This is a genomic window from Neisseria iguanae (assembly GCF_003013245.1).
GTDB lineage: Bacteria > Pseudomonadota > Gammaproteobacteria > Burkholderiales > Neisseriaceae > Neisseria > Neisseria iguanae.
On the sequence record NZ_PXYY01000040.1, the window covers coordinates 1 to 20,393 of the forward strand.

General features: G+C 48.0%; 19 protein-coding genes. 6 read left to right on the top strand and 13 right to left on the bottom strand.

Going from position 1 to position 20,393, the window contains the following annotated elements; translation table 11 throughout:
• Positions 1 to 399 precede the first annotated feature (399 nt).
• Positions 400 to 540 (top strand): hypothetical protein, encoded by a 141-nt coding sequence (locus tag C7N83_RS14750; RefSeq protein WP_170064849.1) that lies wholly within the window; start codon positions 400 to 402, stop codon positions 538 to 540.
• 234 nt (positions 541 to 774) lie between these two features.
• Here C7N83_RS14750 and C7N83_RS07425 read toward each other — a convergent pair whose 3' ends face one another.
• A complete protein-coding gene (locus C7N83_RS07425; protein ID WP_106741718.1) occupies positions 775 to 1,749 on the bottom strand; it encodes a class 1 fructose-bisphosphatase in 975 nt (324 codons plus the stop codon).
• Positions 1,750 to 1,778: 29 nt separating this feature from the next.
• Here C7N83_RS07425 and C7N83_RS14225 point away from each other — a divergent pair, with 29 nt between their 5' ends.
• The gene (locus tag C7N83_RS14225) at positions 1,779 to 2,111 is read left to right on the top strand and encodes a hypothetical protein (protein WP_146135111.1); all 333 of its coding nucleotides are present in this window, start codon (positions 1,779 to 1,781) and stop codon (positions 2,109 to 2,111) included.
• Between the two features lie 585 nt (positions 2,112 to 2,696).
• Here the strand turns inward: C7N83_RS14225 and C7N83_RS07435 are convergent.
• The 12 genes from C7N83_RS07435 to iscR all read right to left on the bottom strand — a co-directional run bounded on the left by C7N83_RS07435 (position 2,697) and on the right by iscR (position 13,730).
• The gene (locus tag C7N83_RS07435; protein WP_106741721.1) at positions 2,697 to 3,542 is read right to left on the bottom strand and encodes a 23S rRNA (adenine(2030)-N(6))-methyltransferase RlmJ; all 846 of its coding nucleotides are present in this window, start codon (positions 3,540 to 3,542) and stop codon (positions 2,697 to 2,699) included.
• A 113-nt stretch (positions 3,543 to 3,655) separates the two neighbouring features.
• Positions 3,656 to 4,483 (bottom strand): KPN_02809 family neutral zinc metallopeptidase, encoded by an 828-nt coding sequence (gene ypfJ, locus C7N83_RS07440; protein ID WP_106741722.1) that lies wholly within the window; start codon positions 4,481 to 4,483, stop codon positions 3,656 to 3,658.
• A 174-nt stretch (positions 4,484 to 4,657) separates the two neighbouring features.
• The gene (locus C7N83_RS07445; protein ID WP_106741724.1) at positions 4,658 to 5,167 is read right to left on the bottom strand and encodes a peptidylprolyl isomerase; all 510 of its coding nucleotides are present in this window, start codon (positions 5,165 to 5,167) and stop codon (positions 4,658 to 4,660) included.
• A 110-nt stretch (positions 5,168 to 5,277) separates the two neighbouring features.
• Entirely contained in the window at positions 5,278 to 6,693 is a 1,416-nt protein-coding gene (locus C7N83_RS07450) for an SLC13 family permease (protein ID WP_106741725.1), read from the bottom strand.
• A 581-nt stretch (positions 6,694 to 7,274) separates the two neighbouring features.
• The gene (hemB, locus tag C7N83_RS07455; protein WP_106741727.1) at positions 7,275 to 8,285 is read right to left on the bottom strand and encodes a porphobilinogen synthase; all 1,011 of its coding nucleotides are present in this window, start codon (positions 8,283 to 8,285) and stop codon (positions 7,275 to 7,277) included.
• Positions 8,286 to 8,728: 443 nt separating this feature from the next.
• On the bottom strand, positions 8,729 to 9,445 hold the full coding sequence (locus C7N83_RS07460) for a DUF6973 domain-containing protein (RefSeq protein WP_106741728.1): 717 nt from the start codon (positions 9,443 to 9,445) through the stop codon (positions 8,729 to 8,731).
• Between the two features lie 101 nt (positions 9,446 to 9,546).
• The gene (gene hscB, locus C7N83_RS07465) at positions 9,547 to 10,047 is read right to left on the bottom strand and encodes a Fe-S protein assembly co-chaperone HscB (protein ID WP_106741730.1); all 501 of its coding nucleotides are present in this window, start codon (positions 10,045 to 10,047) and stop codon (positions 9,547 to 9,549) included.
• Positions 10,048 to 10,527: 480 nt separating this feature from the next.
• The gene (iscA, locus tag C7N83_RS07470; RefSeq protein WP_106741731.1) at positions 10,528 to 10,848 is read right to left on the bottom strand and encodes an iron-sulfur cluster assembly protein IscA; all 321 of its coding nucleotides are present in this window, start codon (positions 10,846 to 10,848) and stop codon (positions 10,528 to 10,530) included.
• A gap of 70 nt (positions 10,849 to 10,918) precedes the next feature.
• On the bottom strand, positions 10,919 to 11,302 hold the full coding sequence (gene iscU / locus C7N83_RS07475; RefSeq protein ID WP_106741733.1) for a Fe-S cluster assembly scaffold IscU: 384 nt from the start codon (positions 11,300 to 11,302) through the stop codon (positions 10,919 to 10,921).
• A 142-nt stretch (positions 11,303 to 11,444) separates the two neighbouring features.
• Entirely contained in the window at positions 11,445 to 11,969 is a 525-nt protein-coding gene (locus C7N83_RS07480; RefSeq protein ID WP_146135112.1) for a toxin-antitoxin system YwqK family antitoxin, read from the bottom strand.
• A gap of 67 nt (positions 11,970 to 12,036) precedes the next feature.
• Complete coding sequence (locus C7N83_RS07485) at positions 12,037 to 13,251, bottom strand: IscS subfamily cysteine desulfurase (protein WP_106741737.1); 1,215 nt, start codon at positions 13,249 to 13,251, stop codon at positions 12,037 to 12,039.
• A 32-nt stretch (positions 13,252 to 13,283) separates the two neighbouring features.
• On the bottom strand, positions 13,284 to 13,730 hold the full coding sequence (gene iscR / locus C7N83_RS07490) for a Fe-S cluster assembly transcriptional regulator IscR (protein WP_106741738.1): 447 nt from the start codon (positions 13,728 to 13,730) through the stop codon (positions 13,284 to 13,286).
• Between the two features lie 374 nt (positions 13,731 to 14,104).
• Here iscR and C7N83_RS07495 point away from each other — a divergent pair, with 374 nt between their 5' ends.
• From C7N83_RS07495 to pflA, 4 genes are all read left to right on the top strand, one after another.
• Positions 14,105 to 15,256, top strand: a complete 1,152-nt coding sequence (locus C7N83_RS07495) for an ATP phosphoribosyltransferase regulatory subunit (protein WP_106741740.1) — start codon at positions 14,105 to 14,107, stop codon at positions 15,254 to 15,256.
• Positions 15,257 to 15,283: 27 nt separating this feature from the next.
• Positions 15,284 to 16,582, top strand: coding sequence for an adenylosuccinate synthase (locus C7N83_RS07500; protein ID WP_106741741.1), 1,299 nt, complete (start codon positions 15,284 to 15,286; stop codon positions 16,580 to 16,582).
• A 283-nt stretch (positions 16,583 to 16,865) separates the two neighbouring features.
• Positions 16,866 to 19,151, top strand: coding sequence for a formate C-acetyltransferase (gene pflB, locus C7N83_RS07505; RefSeq protein WP_106741743.1), 2,286 nt, complete (start codon positions 16,866 to 16,868; stop codon positions 19,149 to 19,151).
• Between the two features lie 98 nt (positions 19,152 to 19,249).
• Positions 19,250 to 20,089 carry a pyruvate formate lyase 1-activating protein gene (gene pflA, locus C7N83_RS07510; RefSeq protein ID WP_106741744.1) on the top strand — a complete coding sequence of 280 codons (840 nt, stop codon included), beginning with the start codon at positions 19,250 to 19,252 and terminating at the stop codon, positions 20,087 to 20,089.
• Positions 20,090 to 20,393 lie beyond the last annotated feature (304 nt).

The following is a 20,393-nucleotide window of genomic DNA, read 5'->3' on the forward strand; positions in this document are numbered from 1 at the left end:
GCCGGTGTGGCCGGGTTTGAATGTACGGACGGCAAACCGTACCTGCCGCCGATATTGTGTCCAACCGCGGGATTGCGGCCTGTTCTTCGGGTCGCAGACCGGACGGTAAAATGCTCGTGCAAATGCCCGATAAGGCATCCGGCCGTCTGAAAGGGGCAGCCTCGCTGACCGGAGAGGGGTACTTTACCGGGCGGAACCGGCCGGGAAGGAATGGTGCGAAGCATACCGCATAAAGGGATAGCCGTTTGACTTAAAAATGAGTACGGATTCCCCCATGCCGTCTGAAACCTGAAACCCGTCCTGCTCCCGGCTTTTGAACGGTCCGGCAGGCTTCGGCGGCGACCCTTCCTTTCCGTTGGGCGCTTTCATGTGCTTTAGGCAGCCGTTCTGCGCACGCATATGGCGCTGCCTGTTTTTTTCATGTGGGGCTTATCGGCGGCAAACGGGTTTTTGCGTTTGGTTTGCATGGGGTTTGCCTGCGGTTTTTGCAGTGCGGCGGTGCCGACAGGCGGCTATCCGCTGGCGCAGGTGTGTGCGTGAGGCTTTGAAGCGCGCTGCCGGCTGTGCACTTGGTGATAATGGGGTAGGTCCCAGTATTTGAAGTCCGGTGTATATTTGGACAGTAAAAAAACTGAAGAAAACCGCACCTTTTTAGTTGGAAGGGGTGCCTACTTTTGGGGTGCAGTTTATGTTTCAGACGGCCTTTTAATTTGATAAAGAATTGTCCGTCACAACAAAATCATGGTTCAAACCAAGATTTGGTCTATTCAAGTATCAAGCCTTATGCAGTTCGTTGACGCGGTCCACTTCTTCGCGGCTGCCCATGATGACCGATACGCGTTGGTGCAGGCCGAAAGGTCGGATGCTGAGAATATCCTCCAGTGTATTGCTGGCTGCGCCGCCGCTTTGGGCGAAAATCAGGCTTAAAGGATTCGCTTCATACATCAGACGCAGTTTGCCGGGTTTGCTTGGGTCGCGCTTGTCTTGCGGATACATAAACACGCCGCCGCGCATTAAGATGCGGTGGACTTCAGCCACCATACTTGCTACCCAGCGCATATTGTAGTTTTTACCGCGCGTACTGGTTTCTCCGGCCAAAAGTTCATCGATGTATTGCTGCATAGGCGCGAACCAATGGCGTTGGTTGGACATATTAATTGCAAATTCCTTGGTTGCGGCTGGAATCTGCGGATTTTCCTGGGTCAGCACAAATTCATTGTTCTCATTCAGGGTGAACACAAATACACCGTGTTTCAATGTAAAGACGAGTTGGGTTTGCGGACCGTACAACACATAACCGCTGCCAACTTGGTCTTTGCCTTTTTGCAGGAAAGATTCGGTGTTTAACATACCTTCCGGTTTGGCCAAAATCGAGAAAATGGTGCCGACGGAAATATTGACATCAATATTGGACGAACCATCAAGCGGGTCGAACAAAACCAAATATCCGCCGTTGGCGTTGCAGGTGACAAAAGTGTCTTCTTCTTCGCTGGCCAAACCGGCAACATTCGGGTTGCTTTTCAATACATCAATCAAAATATTGTTGGCGATAACATCGAGTTTTTTCTGGTCTTCGCCTTGCACGTTGCCCGTTCCGGCCATGCCTAACACACCGGCCAATGTGCCCAGGCGGACTTTATTGCTGATGTCTCCGCAGGCAGAAACAACGGATTGCAACACGCTGCCCAATTCGGCAGGCATGGCGGTTTGTTGCAGGTGTTGCGGTAAAAATTGCGCTAAAGTAGTCATGTCATACTCTTTTCTTCAATAAAAAGTCATTGGATCTCAGTTTCAGACGGCATAAAAGTGTTGGCCTTGAATGGCCGCCTGATATTGGGGGTTGTTGCAACGTTGTCATTTCTGAAGTAACCGCCGATACCGCAGCAGGCCTGTTGATGTTTTTTTCGGCACAAACCAAGGCGTCAAGTCTGGAGTGGCCGGTTAATCCGGGGCTGGTTTTTCCGTTGGGCATGTCGGTTAAGTTTTGCGCAGAAATGCTGTCGAACATTTTACTGGCGGTGCAGTTGCAGATTCAGCGGAATTTTTCTTCCGATACGAATTACCGGTCTTACGGTATGCGGCTGATGCATTATTCAGAAAGAATGGGGTGATGATAGATAAAGCAAATAAAAAAAGGCTTGGACGCATGATAATGAGACCGTCTGAAAAGATGTAGTAAATTGTAATAGAAAATGCAGGCATATGCCATCTCTAAACGATTTGCGGATGGCGTGTTGTGCCACGGACGGCAGCCTTGGCCGCAAAATTAAAAACCAGCCGGTCTGGGATTGTTTCTCCGCCGGCATGATGACTTTTCCCACGGATGTTATGCTGCCATTCTGATAACGGTATGGCATATCAGAGCTATGAGGTTCATCCGTTTGCGGCCGCCTGCGTGTACAATAATATTGGTCGAAAGTTTGCCCGTATTACCCGACCGCTGGCCTGTGGTCAGGCGGAATGCGTTATCCGTGGCTTAATGAAACGGCGGCTAACCCATTTCCTTTTAAGGATTAGAGGCATCGGCAAAAGGAGTCGCGCCGTCTGATAATTTTTGATCATGCGGTTCAATCGCATAATGGTTTGAAGGGTATACTTTTTTAAAGTATTACAGGATTTTTTTCCATCTGTCGGATCAATGCGGCTGTTTCTGACATTTCAGGCTGTCTGAAAATTATTTCAGACGGCCTGTGCGTTTATTTAATCTGATAATCCAATACGAATCTTGCGCCTTGGTCTTGCGCCAAAATGTCAGTCAGCACGGGAAGGTTGTTTTGCAGCTGTTCGGCCAAAAGATAAGGCGGATTGATGATGAACATACCGCTACCGTGCATGCCGAAACCGTCGGCGCGCGGTGTGTGGACGTGTAATTCTGCGTGCAGGTAGTTTTTGGGTGAAAGTTTTTGCAGCCGCTTTGGCAGTTTTTGGCTTTCTCCGCGGCTCAAGCACGGATACCACACCATGTAGCAGCCGGATTCAAAACGCTTTTGTGCTTCTTTCAGGGTGTGTACCACGCACCGGTAATCTTGTTTTTCTTCATATGGCGGATCAATCAGCACCAGTGCGCGGCGGGTTGGCGGCGGCAATAAGGCAATCAGACCTTGATAGCCGTCGCCTTGGCTGATGATGCCGCGCCGTCCCAAACGGGCTTCGTGCATATTGTTTTGCAGATGCTGCAAGTCGCTCGGATGCCGTTCGAACAAACGTAGCTTGTCGTTTTCGCGCGTTATGGCTTGTGCCAGCCAGGGCGAACCGCAATAGTGGTTTTCCTGCGGCAGGATTTGTTTCAGACGGCCTGCGAACTCGGCAAGCCCGTTCGGTAGGTTTTGTGCTTGGTTGAGCAAGGCAATGCCTTGTTTATATTCGCCGACTTTTTGCGCTTCGCTGCTGCTTAAATCGTACATGCCGGCACCGCTGTGGGTATCGATGTACCAATAGGGTTTGTCTTTGCGGTTGAAGTATTCTAAGGCGAGAAACAGGGTGAAATGTTTGAGCATATCGGCATGGTTGCCGGCATGAAAGGCATGGCGGTAGCTGAGCATGGTGGCGGTCTGAAAAATGGAAAAGAAAAGGGATTATAGCAAATTCAGGTGTCGGTTTCCGCTGATAAAAGGCCGTCTGAATCTTTCAGACGGCCTTGTTTTATACTGAAAAATCAATTGGCGGCAAAGGTGTTGCATTGGTTGATGTCGCCGCTGTCGATGCCGCGTTTCAACCACGCCATGCGCTCGGCAGATGAACCGTGGGTGAAGCTGTCGTGTACCACATAGCCTTGTGATTTTTTCTGCAAGCGGTCGTCGCCGACGGATTCGGCAGCGAGCATGGCTTCTTGCACGTCGCTGGTGTCAAGCAGGTTTTGGTTGATTGAATCACGCGCCCAAATACCGGCAAAGCAGTCGGCCTGCAATTCCAGTTTGACAGATAAGGCGTTGGCCTGCTTCTGGTTTGCACCCTGTTGCGCCTGATGGATTTGCGGCAAAATGCCTAATAGATTCTGAACGTGGTGGCCGACTTCGTGGGCGATTACGTAGGCAAAGGCGGCATCGCCTGAAGCGCCCAATTTGGTGCGCATGTCTTCATAAAACGATAAATCTAAGTAAACGGTTTGATCGCCCGGGCAATAGAAAGGCCCCATCGCAGCTTGACCGGTGCCGCAGGCGGTGGGTGTGCCGCCGGTGTAGAGCACCATTTTGGCCGGGCGGTATTGCTGGCCGTGTTGGGCAAAAATTTTGTGCCAGGTTTGTTCGGTGTCAGCCAATACTACGCGCGACAGTTCGTTTAATTGGCTTTCCAATTTGTTATCCAAGGTGGATTGCCGGGTCACGCCCATGCTTGGGGTGCCGACCAAACCAGATAAATCGACACCGTAATAAGCGCCGACCAGCAACACGATGATGCCGATAATCCCGGGCGTTTTACCGCCGCCGCCTCTGCCGCGGCGGTCTTCTACATTTGAGCTTTGTCTGCGTCCTTGCCATTTCATGTGTCGATTCCCGGTGATGTCATGGGTTGATTGCTTATTATACGTGACAATGGAAAATTCTGTTAGTTTGAAAACGAGCAGATTATCATTTGAATCCTATAATAAATTACTGCTTTTCGGGCGGCCGTAGAATGCCGCCGGAAAATGTTCGGGCGGCATAGACGCATTCAATGATTAAACCACTTCGGCTTTGGTAATCACTACCGCTTCAGAGGGCACGTCATCATGGTAGCCGTGGCGTTTGGTGGCTACGCCTTCAATCGCGTCCACCACATCAAAACCTTCAACCACTTTACCGAATACGGCATAGCCCCATTCCTGCACTACATTGCGGCCGTGCATTTCTTTCGAACGGTGGTTTAAGAACGTATTGTCGGCAGTATTGATGAAGAATTGCGCGCTGGCAGAGTGCGGGTCGGAAGTGCGCGCCATGGCGATGCTGTATTTTACGTTTGGCAAACCGTTACCTGCCTCGTTTTGAATCGGATCGCGGGTGGTTTTTTCGCTCATGTTTTCATCCATGCCGCCGCCTTGAATCATAAAGCCTTTAATTACGCGGTGGAAAATTATGCCGTCGTAGAAGCCTTCTTTAACGTACTGCTCGAAGTTGGCCGCGGTAATCGGTGCTTTGTCAAAATCCAGTTCGATTTTGATGTCACCTTTGTTGGTGTGCAGAATAATCATGGGATTCCTTTCGTTAAATGTTTTTAGGAAATGGAGTGTAACAGAGAAAATTCAAGGCCGTCTGAAAGAATTATTTTCAGACGGCCTGAATTAAGGGATTATGCAATTGCTTACATCAGCGTAAAGTATGCCCAAAAAGCCACCAAGAATACGCACATGATATTCAGCAGAATACCGACATTCATCATTTCTTTTTGACGAATGAGTCCAGTACCAAACACAATTGCGTTTGGCGGTGTTGCCACCGGCAGCATAAATGCACACGATGCGCCGATACCGATGACGAATACCAATACTTGTTCAGGCAGCTCCATTTGCGCGGCGATGGTGGCAAAAATCGGTACCAACAGCGCGGCAGAAGCGGTATTGCTGGTAAATTCGGTCAGGAAGATAATGAACGCAGCCACCACCAAAATCACCAGCAGGGGATGAGCGCCTGAGAAGGTAGTTGCTACTTGTTGGCCTAAAGCCAACGATGCGCCGGATTGCTGCAGCAATGCGCTTAAGCTGATACCGCCGCCGAAGAGCATCAATACGCCCCAGTCGGTATTGCGGGCAACTTCTTTCCATTGAGCCACACCGAATACTACTACAGCAATCGCGGCCATCAAGGCAATTACGGTATCGGGATTGGCAATGCCGAATGCGGCTTTGATTTTCGAGCTGAAAATCCACGCGCAAGCAGTTGTCAAGAAAATCAGCAGGGCGATAACGCGGTGCAAAGTCCACGGGATTACTTCGGTTTTGACTTCAACACGATCGTTTAAATTCGGTTTCAGAATGATGAACAACGCAAGAAGCATCAACGGCAAAATCAACAGCATCATCGGCAGACCAAGCTTTATCCATTCGGCAAAGTCCAAATCTAATGCTTTGGCGGCAATCATGTTCGGCGGTGAACCGACTACTGTACCCAAGCCGCCGATGCTGGCGCAATAAGCAATACCGAGCAGCACGAAAACGAAGGTTTTACGGTCTTTTTCTTTATCCAAGTGATCCATCATGCCCATGGCCAACGGCAGCATCATCGCGGCGGTGGCGGTGTTGCTGATCCACATTGATAAAAACGCGGTCACGCCGAACATCATCAATACCGCAGCTTTCATGTTGCCTCGGGAGAGCATCAGCAGGCTGACGGCAATTTTACGGTCAAGACGCTGCATGTGCATGGCAGTTGCCAAGGCGAAACCACCGAAGAAAATATAAATGGTTGGGTCGGCAAAACCGGCCATGGCTTTTTTGATATCTATTTCCGGAAAAGCCAAAATGGCACCGGCTACCGGTACCATCAGCGCGGTAATGGTGATGTGGACCGCTTCGGTAAACCATAAAACCGCCACGAAAATCAGCAAAGCCAAGCCTTTATTGGCATTGGTTTCGTAAGGCAGGATGTGGTAAATGCCATAGCAGGCTACCGCAGCCACAAGCGTGATAATCAGGCCTTTGAAGTCGGTAATCGGCTTTTGCGCGCTGAGCAGCTCGACGTTTTCTGCGTGTTCGGATTTGTCTTTTGCATGTAAATCCATACTGTGTTCCTTTGTGAAAATGAATTGAAAAGACAGGATTTTCAAGAAGATTATCTGATGATCTAGAAAATTACTTTAAATAGCGGAATTCGAAATTATAGTAATAATTAAATGCCAGTATATTTGTAATTGAATGTAGTGTAAATATAATGTAAATATAGTGTAAAGAATTTTACCAATAAATTAAATAGATTAATTTTTTTTTCAGTGATAAAAACAGTTGGTTAGTTTAAACGTGAGTAGTATGTTTTTGGAACAAAATGTCATGGGAAAGGTTTGAATGCTAAAAAATGGTTGAATTGATTAAACTGTGTCGGGTAGTGAAATTATTACGGATGCTGATGATGTATTAAAAGGCCGTCTGAAAAATCAAACAGGGTTTTCTGCTTGGTGTTTCAGACGGCCTTGATTCAGATATAGCTGGTTAAATGAACCATAACTACATTTGGACGGCCGGATTCTTGAGTCCGATATTTGCTTAAAAGCAAGGAAACTGTTTAAATTCAGAGTAAAGTTTGCGCTTGCGGGCAAAGATCGGATACGTAGTATCGATCTGCCCCGGGTGTTCGTTTTCAAGTTAATCAGCCATATCTGGCGCGCAGCATTTTTGCGGCTTCAATGGCATAGTAGGTCAAAATACCATCGGCACCGGCGCGTTTGAAGGCCAGCAGGCTTTCCAGAATGACTTTCCTGCCATCCATCCAGCCGTTTTGAATCGCAGCCTGCAACATTGCATATTCGCCGGACACTTGATAAGCGTAAGTCGGTACGCCAAATTCGTCTTTCACGCGGCGGACTACGTCGAGATAAGGCAGACCCGGTTTAACCATCACCATATCCGCGCCTTCCTGTAAATCCAAAGCGACTTCCTGCAAGGCTTCGTTGGTATTGGCCGGATCCATTTGATAGGTTTTTTTATCGGCTTTGCCCAGGTTGCTTGAGCTGCCGACCGCATCGCGGAACGGACCGTAGAAAGCAGAAGCATATTTGGCAGAATAGGCCATAATGCGGGTGTGGATATGGCCGGCATTTTCCAATGCTTCACGAATAGCGAGAATACGGCCGTCCATCATGTCGGAAGGTGCGACCACTTGCGCACCGGCATCAGCGTGACACAAGGCCTGTTTGACCAAAACTTTGATGGTTTCGTCGTTTAATACGTAGCCGCTTGCATCGGTCAAACCGTCTTGGCCGTGAATGGTGTAAGGGTCGAGTGCCACATCGGTCATGATGCCCAATTCAGGGAATTTTTCACGCAGCATGCGTACCACCGTCGGCACTAAACCATCAGGATTATAAGCTTCTTCAGCGAATTCGGTTTTGTTTTTGGCCACTACCGGAAACAGTGCCAACATCGGAATGCCCAAATTCAGGGCTTCTTCGGCGGTGAACAATAGTTTATCCAAACTTTGACGTTTCACACCCGGCATAGATGGAACATTTTCTTCCACTCTTTCACCTTCCAACACAAAAACCGGATAAATCAAATCGTCCGCCGTCAAAGTATGCTCACGCATCAGGCGGCGGGAAAAATCATCTTTACGCATACGGCGCATGCGGAGGGAAGAAACAAAGCGGGGTGGGAAATTCATGTTTTAACCTTTCTGTGAAAACGCTGTTGTTGAAACGGTACAGTTTCAGACGGAATTTTAGTGGTGGACAGCAGCTTGAACTTGTCGGTGAGAATATCGGTTTGATGTTTTGCCATATTCATAACTTAATTTCGGATACGGTATTAGGGCGTGTCTTCATTTTGTCTGCGTCACAAATTTTCGGGCAGAAAAGTGCGTATACAAGATGATACTTAAAGAGGCTGGTTTGACACGCTGAGCCGGTAAAACCGGCCGGAGCGGCAAGGTCGGACACCTTGCGGGCATTTTCAACGCAGCAAACGGTTTTTTATGCCGAAAAGATGCCGCATGTTGAAATGAGGGCATGCCCTAGTGTACGCCGATTTTCCGACCAGCAGAAGTACGGCAGCTCTTAAAAATCAGGGGAGCCTTTTAAGGCTCCCACTGGAATGTAAAGGTTGCTGCTAATCTTGAATTTTACTGATGGCTTGCACTGATTTGGTAATGTCGCGCAGTGTGCCGGAAGAATATTTGCGTTCTTCTTCCGCAGTCATGCCGTTTGAGTTCAACGGTTCCAAATTGGCGGTGGCTTTTTTATATTCGGCCTGGCCCAGTTTGTTTTGGCTGATGCGCCAAACTTTTCGGCCGTGCTCTTTGACTTGGCCGGCTGTCCATAAGCCCACTTTGTGGTAGTAAAACAAAACGCCGTAGGCAAGTGTTTTCATATCGGTATTCGGTTTGCCGCTGCCAATACTGCGGCCGATACGGTTGTTGCGCAAATCAACGGCTTGGTCGGCAGCCAAACGGCTGTAATAATCGGTTTTGCCTTCGCGCAAATCGGTGTCATTCAGGTAAGCATTGCCCGCACGTTCGGCAATTTCGCTGTCGAATTGTGAAGAAATGGCGGCCTGCCAAAGCGCGTGGCGTACGGCGTTGACTTGTGTGCCGCGGCCGTCACCGTTGGCCTGATTATCCAAGCCGGTACGCTCCGACAGGCGGACAGCATTGCTGGTAATGTTGGTGGATTTTTTATCTTGAACGCCGATGGCTTGTGCAGCTACGGGATGGTTGATAAAAAATTGGGCGATTTTACTGCGGCGGCTTTGGTTATCTTGGTAGCTTTGGCAACCGGCCATCAATAAACTGCTTAAGGTTAAAATGAGTAATTTAATATGTGTCATGATAAAAATGATATTGCCTTGATATTGTTCCGATATTTAACATAAAAATACATCAAACCACAAAAAAAGTTTCAGACGGCCTCGTTTTTCATATCAACGGGTTATAAAGCGGCGGTGATTTCGCTGCGCAGTTTATTCAGAAAACGGCCTTGGCGTACCAACTGGGCGGCATTTTCATAATCCTCTTCTTGAAAAGCGAGGCTTAATGCGGCAAACAATGATTTTTGCTCGTTTCGGATTTCTTCATCTAAAGCGGCAAGTGCGGCCTGATTTTGTTCCATTTGGGCATCCATCAAGGTTTCGCGCCATTCCATTTGCTGCATCAGAAATTCCGGTGCAAAAGTCGTGTGCTCCGGTGCGTCCGCATCGATGTTCCGTGCTTTCAATAAATAGGAAGCACGGTCAATTGGGTTTTTTAAGGTGTAATAAGCTTCGTTGATAGTGGCAGACATCATAACCGCTTGCTTTTGTTCGAAAGCAGAAGCAGCGGCAAATTTGTCGGGATGAAAACGAGCTGCCAAAACACGGTACGTCTGTTCAAGCTGGCCGTTATCAAGGTCGAATGCGGCAGGCAGTTGGAATAGGTTGAAATATTGGCTCATGATGGGAAATCATACAGCCACTCTGCGCGGCTGCTTTCTTTGTAAAAAAGTGGAAGGGGCGGAATGTTTTTCCCAGTGGGAATATCGGTGCCAATTGGTGAAGCCGCGCAGTATACCCGCTTTCGTCATGATTTTTACGCGCTATTTTCAAAATGGTGCGCTTGGCTTCACAGGTAGCTGACGAATGGATATTGTAGCGCAATTAGGTTAAGACATTTATCTTTTCTTCGGATGAAATTTATTACCAAACCACAACCAGACTCGGCCGCCAAAAATCGGGCTGGCAGGCAGATTTTGCGCTAAGTCTTACCAATAATAACTTCGGAAGCGGCGCAGGCAGTCTTCTTCCGGCAATAAGAGACAATTTTTCCAATATTCGCATGAATATTGTCGGCTTTGCCAAAATATTTAATTCGATGCGCGGGTAATGCCGAACCAATACTTGAATTTGGCGGATTATTTCGGCAGTGGATGCACGGTTTAAACGTGGAAGCTTTCACCACAACCGCAAGAATCTTTGACATTCGGGTTTTCAAATTTGAAACCTTCCTGCAAGCCTTCTTTGGTGTAATCGACTTGTGTTCCGTCTAAATAGACAAGGCTTTTAGGATCGACGAATACTTTTGCGCCAAAGGCTTCAAAAACGGTATCCATGGCATCGGCTTCATCGACAAATTCAAGATTATAAGCCATGCCCGAGCAGCCGCTGGTTTTCACGCCCAAGCGCACGCCCAAGCCTTTGCCGCGTTTTGCCAGATAGCCGTTGATGTGTTTGGCTGCATTTTCAGTCAGCGTAATCATATATTCTTTCCTTTATTGAACTGAACGTTTCAGACGGCCTAAAGTCGGGAATAGGCTGTCTGAAACATGATTAAACTTCATTTTTCTTACGGTAGTCGGCAACCGCTGCTTTAACGGCATCTTCTGCCAAAATCGAGCAGTGGACTTTTACCGGCGGTAATTCCAATTCTTCGGCGATATCGCTGTTTTTAATGGCTAAAGCATCGTCCAAGCTTTTGCCTTTGACCCATTCGGTAATCAGGCTGGAAGAGGCAATGGCAGAACCGCAGCCGTAGGTTTTGAATTTGGCATCTTCAATAATGCCTTCATTGTTGACTTTGATTTGCAAGCGCATAACGTCGCCGCAAGCCGGCGCGCCGACCATGCCGGTGCCGACACTGTCGTCGCCTTTGTCGAACGTGCCGACATTGCGGGGATTTTCGTAATGGTCGATTACTTTGTTGCTGTAGGCCATAATGTATGTTCCTTATATTAGGGTATCGGTTTGGTTTGTAGTTTAGGCTGTCTGAAAGAAATTCAAGACAGACAGCGCGGTTTTTAGTAAGGGGAGTAAATCGGCTATCTCGTATTTTTTAGCTGCGTATGTTTCAGACGGCTTACGGGCATTTTAAAACTTTGTCTTCTGTTTTGCCCCCGTTTTCCTGATAACTTTGGTAACGCACGATTTTGCCTTTCTGATACAGGAAGAGGGTTTTCAATTTGCCGGAAGGATAATAGCCCTCCGACCAGCCTTCGGCATAGCCGTTTTTAAAACGGGTATGGGTTTCCAATGTACCGTTTGGGTAGTAAACCTTGATTTCATCGGTTGTTTTGCCGTTTTTAACCTCATATTTCAAGATCAGTCCTCCGGGCAGGGCAGTTTCCTGTATACCGTCGGGTTTGCTGCGGGCGGAAGGCAGAGTTATCACTGGTGCGGCACACATTTTGACTGTGGACAAACGGTTGTTGCCGACAGTTTCTGATGCGGTTTGCTGTTTCCAACCACATTTTTTTGCCAAATCTGCCCGGTGTTTTTCAGGCATCATGTTGAAGGCTTCAGGTGAGGTAAGTTGGCAGTCTTCGTAAACCTTATCATAAATCTGCCCGACAAAAAAGCAGCCGGATAGTGGCAGAAAAGTCAAGATTGAAGCATATTTCAACGGCGTTTTCATGATAATGTATAATGTTTTCTGTGCAGACAGTCTGTCTTTAGTGCGCTGCCCACTCAATGGTACTCAAATCAATGCCTTCCAAGTGCATTTCCCACAATGGCGATAACTCGCGCAATTTGCCGATTTTCGATTTAATCAATTCGGAGGCGTAGGCGACTTCTTCTTCGGTGGTCATGCGGCCGAAGGTAATGCGCAGGGAAGAGTGTGCTAATTCATCGTTTCGGCCGAGTGCTCGTAATACGTAAGACGGCTCCAAGCTGGCGGAAGTACAGGCTGAGCCGCTGGATACGGCCAATTCTTTTACGGCCATAATGAGGCTTTCTCCTTCGACGAAGTTGAAGCTCACATTCAAATTATTCGGCACACGGTGTTCTAGATCGCCGTTGATGTACACTTCTTCAATACCTTCGATGCCTTTTAAGAATATATCGCGCAATTTCAGGTAGTGAACGGTGTCATACTCCAATTCTTCTTTGGCCAAACGGAATGCTTCGCCCATGCCGACGATCTGATGGGTGGCCAAGGTGCCGGAACGGAAACCGCGTTCGTGACCGCCACCGTGCATTTGCGCTTCCAAGCGGACGCGCGGTTTGCGGCGGACATACAATGCGCCGATGCCTTTAGGGCCGTAAACTTTGTGGCCGGACATAGAAAGTAAATCCACTTTGGCGGCTTCCACGTCAACCGGAATTTTACCGCAGGCTTGGGCAGCATCGACGTGGAAAATGATTTTGCGTTCGCGGCAGATTTTTCCGATGGCTGGAATGTCTTGTACCACGCCGATTTCGTTGTTGACCCACATCACGGAAATCAAAATGGTGTCTTCACGGATGGCGGCTTTCAAGACTTCCAAATCAATCAGACCGTTTTCCTGTACGTTCAAATAAGTCACTTCAAAACCTTGGCGTTCCAATTCGCGCATGGCGTCGAGTACGGCTTTGTGTTCGGTTTTAACCGTGATTAAGTGTTTGCCTTTGCTTTTGTAGAAATGGGCCACGCCTTTGATGGCGAGGTTGTTGGATTCAGTTGCACCACTGGTGAACACAATTTCTTTCGGATCGGCGTGAATCAAGGCCGCGATGTTGGCGCGTGCCTCTTCAACCGCTTCTTCAGCCACCCAGCCGAAGCGGTGGCTGTTGGAAGCAGGGTTGCCGAACAATTCGGTCAGGTACGGAATCATTTTTTCGGCAACGCGTTTGTCAACCGGTGTGGTGGCGGCATAGTCTAAATATACAGGGGGGGTAACGGACATGATTTGCTCTTTCTTTTTGTATATCAGGTAGTTTAATGAATGTGTGTAAAAGTAACGATTTTGCCGTTGCTCTCAGTATGTTTTTTCTCAATAATGCTTTGCAGGGTAACACTGCTTAAATAATTGTTGATGGTAATATTGAGGTTTTCCCATAAATCGTGCGCCAGGCAGGGGGCGCCGTGGTGGCAGTTGGCTTTGCTGTTGCATTGGGTGGCATCCAGTTTGTCTTCAGCTGCTTCGATGATTTGGGCAATGTTGATTTCAGAGGCAGGTGCGGCAAGGATATAGCCGCCGCCCGGCCCTCGTAAACTTTCCACCAATTGCGCACGGCGCAGCTTGCTGAAAAGCTGTTCAAGATAAGAGAGAGAAATACTTTGGCGTTCGCTGATGGCGCTGAGTTTGACGGCACCGGTTTGTGCGTTCATGGCCAAGTCAATCATGGCGGTAACGGCAAAGCGGCCTTTGGTAGTTAGTCTCATGGTATGTGCCTGTATGTGGCTTTTTTTATCATGGTTTGATTTTCTAATATCTGAGTAGTTTAGTCAAGTATCTGGTGCGGCATAATGATTGTTTGTTTTAATCATGGCATTGATTTCTTTCAGCCGTTAATTCCAGTTTGCCTGAAGAAATAGACAGCAGGCCGTCTGAATATTTTCAGACAGCCTTTAAAGCTTCAAAAGCAGCTGCACAAATGTAATTTTCTGTGTTAAAGTCTGATTTTAATAACTTGATGGTTTGCACCATCATTCAGAGGCTGTTTAAATTTAAAATCAGGATCACGGATAAAGTCGGCAAGGCCGTCTGATTTTAAGCTTTAAGCAGCCTTATTTATGTTTACAAAAGGTACACAATCATGCAGTCTTGGCAATTACCCGAGCACGTTGCTGATGTTTTGCCGACAAATGCCCGCCAGTTGGAAAACGCACGCGAGCAATTGCTGGCTTTATTCCGCGTGCACGGTTATGAATTGGTGCAGCCGCCGTTGATGGAATACAGCAATTCGTTGCTCACCCATATCGATGCAGGCTTGTCTCTGAAAACCATTCGTGTGGCCGACCAAATCAGTGGCCGTCAATTGGGTATTCGTGCAGACATCACGCCGCAAGTGGCCCGTATCGATGCGCACCTGCTTTCTGCCAACAACGGCATTAACCGCTTGTGTTATGCCGGTTCGGTATTACATGCGCGTCCTGACGGATTTTTGAAAACACGCGAACCTTTGCAGGTAGGTGCCGAACTGTACGGTTTTACCGGTATTTCCGCCGATATCGAAGTGGTTGATTTGATGCTCAAAAGCATGAAAATTGCGGATCTGGGTGAATTGTTGTTGTCTTTGGGACACGTCGGCGTATTCCGTGCCTTGGCACAAGCAGCGCAATTAAACGAAGGGCAGGCGGCGCAATTATTGGCGTTGATGCAGGATAAGGATGCGCAAACGGTTGCCAATGAAGTAAAAGCTTGGAAACTGGACGGTATGTGGGCCAAAGCCTTTACTTTATTGCCTGCATTGTATGGCAGCCGTCAAGTGTTGGCCGAAGCCCGCGCGAAATTGCCAGATTTGTTTGCCGTCGGTCAGGCTTTAGATGAGTTGCAGGCGATTTGTGACGCATTCCCCGGGCAAAACGTACACATCGATTTATCGGAATTGCGCGTAGATAATTACCATACCGGTTTGCTGTATGCCGCTTACGGTTCGAAGAGTCATGATGCGGTGGCGCGTGGCGGCCGTTATGACGGCTTGGGTGCGCATTTCGGGCGTTCGCGTCCGGCAGCAGGTTTCAGCTTTGATTTGCGCAGCTTTATCGGCCGCTTGCCGAAAATCGACCGTCAATCGGTGGTGATAGTGGCACAAAAAGATGCGGAAAATGCCAAGCAGGCGATTGAAGCATTGCGTGGGCAAGGGCAATGTGTGATTGTCGATTACGGCATTGGGCACAATGGCTCGAAAAATATTGCAGGCCGTCTGAAAGAAATCGACGGTGTGTGGAAAGTAATTGAAGTTTAATTAATTTTTAGAGCAGGATTTTAATTTATGGCTAAGAATGTTGTCGTAATCGGCGCGCAATGGGGCGACGAAGGTAAAGGTAAGATTGTGGACTGGCTGGCAGAAGAGACCACGGGTGTGGTACGCTTCCAAGGCGGCCATAATGCGGGCCACACCTTGGTAGTGGGCGGTAAAAAAACCATTTTACGTCTGATTCCAAGCGGTATTTTGCATGAGCAATTGGATTGTTTCATCGGCTCGGGTGTAGTGGTTTCTCCGGAAGCATTGCTGGGTGAAATCGACGAATTGAATGCTGCTGGTATAAAAAACGTAGAAGGCCGTTTGAAAATCGCACCGACTGCGCCTTTAATTCTGCCTTATCATATTGCCTTGGATCAAGCGCGTGAGGCGTCTCGCGGCAAAGGCAAAATCGGCACCACCGGCCGTGGTATCGGCCCTGCTTATGAAGACAAAGTGGCGCGCCGTGCCATCCGCGTCGGCGATTTGCTGAATACGGACAAAATCCCTGAAAAATTAGAAGCGATTTTGGCTTATTATAATGTCCAATTGCAGCATTTGCACGGTGTCGAACCGGTAAAAATTAAAGATGTGATGGCGGTGATTGAAAAAGTGGCGGCGCGCATTGTGCCGATGATTACCGATGTTTCGCGTGTATTGCATGATAAAGCCGAAGCCGGTGGGAAATTGCTGTTTGAAGGTGCGCAAGGGACTTTGCTTGACATTGATTACGGCACTTACCCGTTTGTGACTTCATCCAACTGCCTGGCTGGTGCTGCTTCTGCCGGTGCAGGGGTAGGTCCGCAAATGCTGGATTATGTGTTGGGTATTGTTAAGGCTTATACAACGCGCGTGGGTTCGGGGCCGTTCCCGACAGAATTGTTCTGCGAAGTGGGTGCAGGCTTAGCCGAACGTGGTCACGAATTCGGTTCGGTAACCGGTCGTGCGCGCCGTTGCGGTTGGTTTGATGCGGCTGCTTTGAAACGCTCGATTCAGGTCAACGGCATTTCTGGTATGTGCATCACCAAATTGGACGTAATGGACGGTATCGAAGAAATCAATATCTGCGTAGGCTACGAATTACCTGACGGAAGCAAAACCGACATTTTACCTTGCGGCTCGGATACGGTGGAATTGTGCAAACCGATTTTTGAAACTATGCCGGGTTGGAAGGAATCTACTTTCGGTGTGAAAGAATATGATGCTTTGCCGGAGAATGCCAAAGTTTATCTGAAACGCATTGAAGAAATTTGCGGTGCGCCCGTGGCGATTGTTTCGACCGGTCCCGATCGTGAAGAAACCATTGTGTTGCATCATCCTTTTGCCTGATAGGCCATCTGAAGACCAGCCCTTGAAACCGACAAGATTTGATTTATTTAAGGGGATTTATTTAAGGGCCGGATGGCTTAGATTGTACACTGCTTTTCAGAATATTCCAAGGTAATGTAAATGTAGTTTGTAAGTAGCTATAATTGGATTTGATGTAAATCAAATTAAGATGGATAAGTAATTTTATTTCATCTTTATTTCTATCTCTTTAGAGTAAAAAGTGCTATCCTTAACATATAAATTATTTGGTTAGTTTTACTTTAATTTTAAATAGGAGTTTGATATGTCTGCTGATGTACAAGAACGCACATTAGGCTGGGAAGGCTTTGTTGGTGGGAACTGGGAAACCAACGTAGATGTTCGTGACTTTATTCAGAAAAACTACACCCCTTACGAAGGCGACGCCGGCTTCTTGGCTCCGGCTACCGAAGCGACCACCAAATTGTGGGCGGAAGTGATGGAAGGCATTAAAGTTGAAAACCGTACCCACGAGCCTTACAAAATTGATGCGCAAGTGGTTTCAGGCATTACCAGCCATGAGCCGGGCTATATCGACAAAGATTTGGAAACCATTGTCGGCCTGCAAACCGATGAGCCTTTGAAACGTGCCATTATGCCGTTTGGCGGCCTGAAAATGGTGAAAGATGCGTGTCAGGTTTACAACGTTGATTTGAACCCTGAAGTAGAAGAAATCTTTACCAAATACCGCAAAACACACAACCAAGGTGTGTTTGACGTTTACACGCCCGATATTCGCCGCTGTCGTAAATCCGGCGTAATTACCGGTTTGCCTGATGCCTATGGTCGTGGCCGTATTATTGGCGACTATCGCCGCGTGGCTTTGTACGGTATTGATTTTTTGATGAAAGACAAACTGAATCAATACAACTCATTGCAAGCTGATTTGGAAAACGGTGTGAATTTGGAAGAAGTGATCCGCCGCCGTGAAGAAATCAACGACCAATATAATGCCTTGGCGCAAATGAAAGAAATGGCCGCTTCTTACGGCTATGATATTTCCAAACCGGCTACTAATGCTCAAGAAGCGATTCAGTGGACTTACTTTGCTTATTTGGCAGCTGTGAAATCGCAAAACGGTGCTGCCATGTCGTTTGGCCGCGTATCAACATTCTTGGATATTTACATTGAGCGCGATTTGCAAAATGGTGTGATTACCGAAAGCCAGGCGCAAGAATTTATCGACCATTTGGTAATGAAACTGCGTATGGTTCGTTTTCTGCGTACGCCGGAATACGATCAATTGTTCTCAGGCGACCCGATTTGGGCAACTGAATCTATCGGTGGTATGGGTTTGGACGGCCGCACCTTGGTGACTCGCAGCAACTTCCGTGTGCTGCATACACTCTACAATATGGGTCCATCTCCAGAGCCGAACATTACCATTTTGTGGTCTGAACAATTACCACAAGGCTTTAAAGAATTCTGTGCCAAAGTTTCGATTGACACTTCATCTGTGCAATACGAAAACGATGACCTGATGCGCCCAGACTTCAACAGCGATGACTATGCGATTGCCTGTTGTGTAAGCCCGATGATTATCGGTAAACAAATGCAGTTCTTCGGTGCGCGTGCCAACTTGGCTAAAACCTTGCTGTACGCAATCAACGGCGGTGTGGACGAAAAAACGAAGGAACAAGTCGGGCCTAAATCCGAACCGATTTTGGACGAAGTGTTGGATTTCGATACAGTATTCGCACGCATGGATCAATTCATGGATTGGCTCGCGACCCAATACGTTACCGCCCTGAACATCATCCATTACATGCACGACAAATACTCATACGAAGCCGCTCTGATGGCCTTGCATGACCGCGACATCATCCGCACCATGGCTTGCGGTATTGCCGGTTTATCGGTAGCTGCCGACTCATTATCTGCGATTAAGTATGCTAAAGTAAGACCGGTTCGCGACGAAAACGGCGTGGCTGTTGACTTTGAAATTGAAGGCGAATATCCGCAATTCGGTAACAATGACGACCGTGTCGATGAAATCGCCTGTGATTTGGTAGAACGCTTCATGCGTAAAGTGGCTACTCACAAAACCTACCGCAATGCGGTTCCAACTCAATCCGTGTTGACCATTACTTCTAACGTGGTTTACGGTAAGAAAACCGGTAACACCCCAGACGGCCGTCGCGCCGGCGCACCTTTCGGCCCGGGCGCTAACCCTATGCACGGTCGTGATGTGAACGGTGCGGTTGCTTCGTTGACTTCAGTCGCAAAACTGCCGTTTGAATTTGCCAAAGACGGTATTTCCTATACTTTCTCAATTGTGCCGGGTGCTTTAGGTAAAGACGAACGCTCACGTGAACGCAACTTGGCCGGTTTGATGGATGGTTATTTCCACCACGAAGCCGGTGAATTGGAAGGCGGGCAACACTTGAACGTCAACGTGTTGAACCGTGAAACCCTGCAAGATGCGATGGAAAATCCTGATAAATATCCGCAATTGACCATCCGTGTATCCGGCTATGCCGTGCGTTTTAACTCACTGACCCGTGAGCAACAGCAAGACGTGATTACCCGTACCTTTACGGAAACCATGTAATCTATAGGGTTCGTTGTAAAGACAATGCCGGGTGATGAATCCGGCATTGTCTTATAGTATGGTTTTCAAACGGTCTTTATCGTGATTCGGATTAAATTATGCAAGCATTTACCCTTACCCCCGAACAGCAAGCCAAGGACATCAAACCGCGTATCCGTGCCAAAGCCGACAATGCTGCAGGGCATCGTCATTACCAAGGTAAAGGCATTGTACATTCCATCGAATCATGCGGTACAGTCGACGGCCCGGGTTTGCGCTATGTGTTATTCCTTCAGGGCTGTCTGATGCGCTGCCTGTATTGTCACAACCGTGACACATGGGATTTGCATACCGATAAAGCCCAAGAGCTGACGGTCGGACAGGTGATGAAGCAGGTGATGGCTTACCGTCATTATCTGCGCGCGACCGGTGGCGGTGTAACGGCCACCGGCGGCGAGCCGCTGCTGCAATATGAATTCGTGCGTGATTGGTTTACCGCCTGCCGCGAACACGACATTCATACCTGCCTGGATACCAACGGTTATGCTTTACATTATGATTCGATTTTGGACGGTTTGCTTGACCACACCAATTTGGTGATGCTGGATTTGAAACAAATTGATCCTGATATTCATAAAGTGTTGGTTGGGATTCCGAATACCAAAACCTTAAATTTCGCCCGCTATCTGTCCGAGCGCAAACAGCCGGCACGCGTGCGCTATGTGATTGTGCCGGGTTATACCGACGATGAACGTTCGGCCAATTTGTTGGGTGAATTTATCGGTGGCATGGAGAACATCGAAACCGTTGAACTCTTGCCTTATCACGAATTGGGTGCGCACAAATGGGCTTTATGCGGCGATGAATACAAATTAACCGGCGTTCACCCGCCACCGAAAGAAACGGTATTGAAAATCAAGAAAATATTGGAAGGCTATGGTAAAAATATCATTTATTGATTGTTTGCTTTCTCGTAACAAAAGGCCGTCTGAAAATGAACTGTCCCCCAACCTTTGGACAAGTTAAGAATGTTTCTCAAACAGCCTTTTCAAGCCGGGTTCTGCAGGCAACAGGGCTCAGCTTTTTTAAGTCCAGACTAAAGCGTTCATGATTGCAGTATGTAATCATTTATGATTGTTGCCGGCCCCGCCGCCGGCAGCGCACCGTCTTCATCGAAGCTTTCCGTTTTCAATGTGCCGGAAAAGCCCCATCGGCGCATTGCTCCGGCAATGATGGCTGTTTTACTAAATAACGGGCACAGAA

Excerpts from the sequence above, each read along its gene's own strand:
- C7N83_RS07500 (WP_106741741.1), top strand. The coding sequence starts at position 15,284 with ATGGCTAAGAATGTTGTCGTAATCGGCGCGCAATGGGGCGACGAAGGT.
- pflA (WP_106741744.1), top strand. The coding sequence starts at position 19,250 with ATGCAAGCATTTACCCTTACCCCCGAACAGCAAGCCAAGGACATCAAA.
- iscA (WP_106741731.1), bottom strand. The coding sequence starts at position 10,848 with ATGATTACGCTGACTGAAAATGCAGCCAAACACATCAACGGCTATCTG.
- iscU (WP_106741733.1), bottom strand. The coding sequence starts at position 11,302 with ATGGCCTACAGCAACAAAGTAATCGACCATTACGAAAATCCCCGCAAT.
- pflB (WP_106741743.1), top strand. The coding sequence starts at position 16,866 with ATGTCTGCTGATGTACAAGAACGCACATTAGGCTGGGAAGGCTTTGTT.
- C7N83_RS07485 (WP_106741737.1), bottom strand. The coding sequence starts at position 13,251 with ATGTCCGTTACCCCCCCTGTATATTTAGACTATGCCGCCACCACACCG.
- C7N83_RS07435 (WP_106741721.1), bottom strand. The coding sequence starts at position 3,542 with ATGCTCAGCTACCGCCATGCCTTTCATGCCGGCAACCATGCCGATATG.
- C7N83_RS14750 (WP_170064849.1), top strand. The coding sequence starts at position 400 with ATGGCGCTGCCTGTTTTTTTCATGTGGGGCTTATCGGCGGCAAACGGG.
- hemB (WP_106741727.1), bottom strand. The coding sequence starts at position 8,285 with ATGAATTTCCCACCCCGCTTTGTTTCTTCCCTCCGCATGCGCCGTATG.
- hscB (WP_106741730.1), bottom strand. The coding sequence starts at position 10,047 with ATGAGCCAATATTTCAACCTATTCCAACTGCCTGCCGCATTCGACCTT.
- C7N83_RS07495 (WP_106741740.1), top strand. The coding sequence starts at position 14,105 with ATGCAGTCTTGGCAATTACCCGAGCACGTTGCTGATGTTTTGCCGACA.
- C7N83_RS07445 (WP_106741724.1), bottom strand. The coding sequence starts at position 5,167 with ATGATTATTCTGCACACCAACAAAGGTGACATCAAAATCGAACTGGAT.
- C7N83_RS07425 (WP_106741718.1), bottom strand. The coding sequence starts at position 1,749 with ATGACTACTTTAGCGCAATTTTTACCGCAACACCTGCAACAAACCGCC.
- C7N83_RS07450 (WP_106741725.1), bottom strand. The coding sequence starts at position 6,693 with ATGGATTTACATGCAAAAGACAAATCCGAACACGCAGAAAACGTCGAG.
- ypfJ (WP_106741722.1), bottom strand. The coding sequence starts at position 4,483 with ATGAAATGGCAAGGACGCAGACAAAGCTCAAATGTAGAAGACCGCCGC.
- C7N83_RS07460 (WP_106741728.1), bottom strand. The coding sequence starts at position 9,445 with ATGACACATATTAAATTACTCATTTTAACCTTAAGCAGTTTATTGATG.
- iscR (WP_106741738.1), bottom strand. The coding sequence starts at position 13,730 with ATGAGACTAACTACCAAAGGCCGCTTTGCCGTTACCGCCATGATTGAC.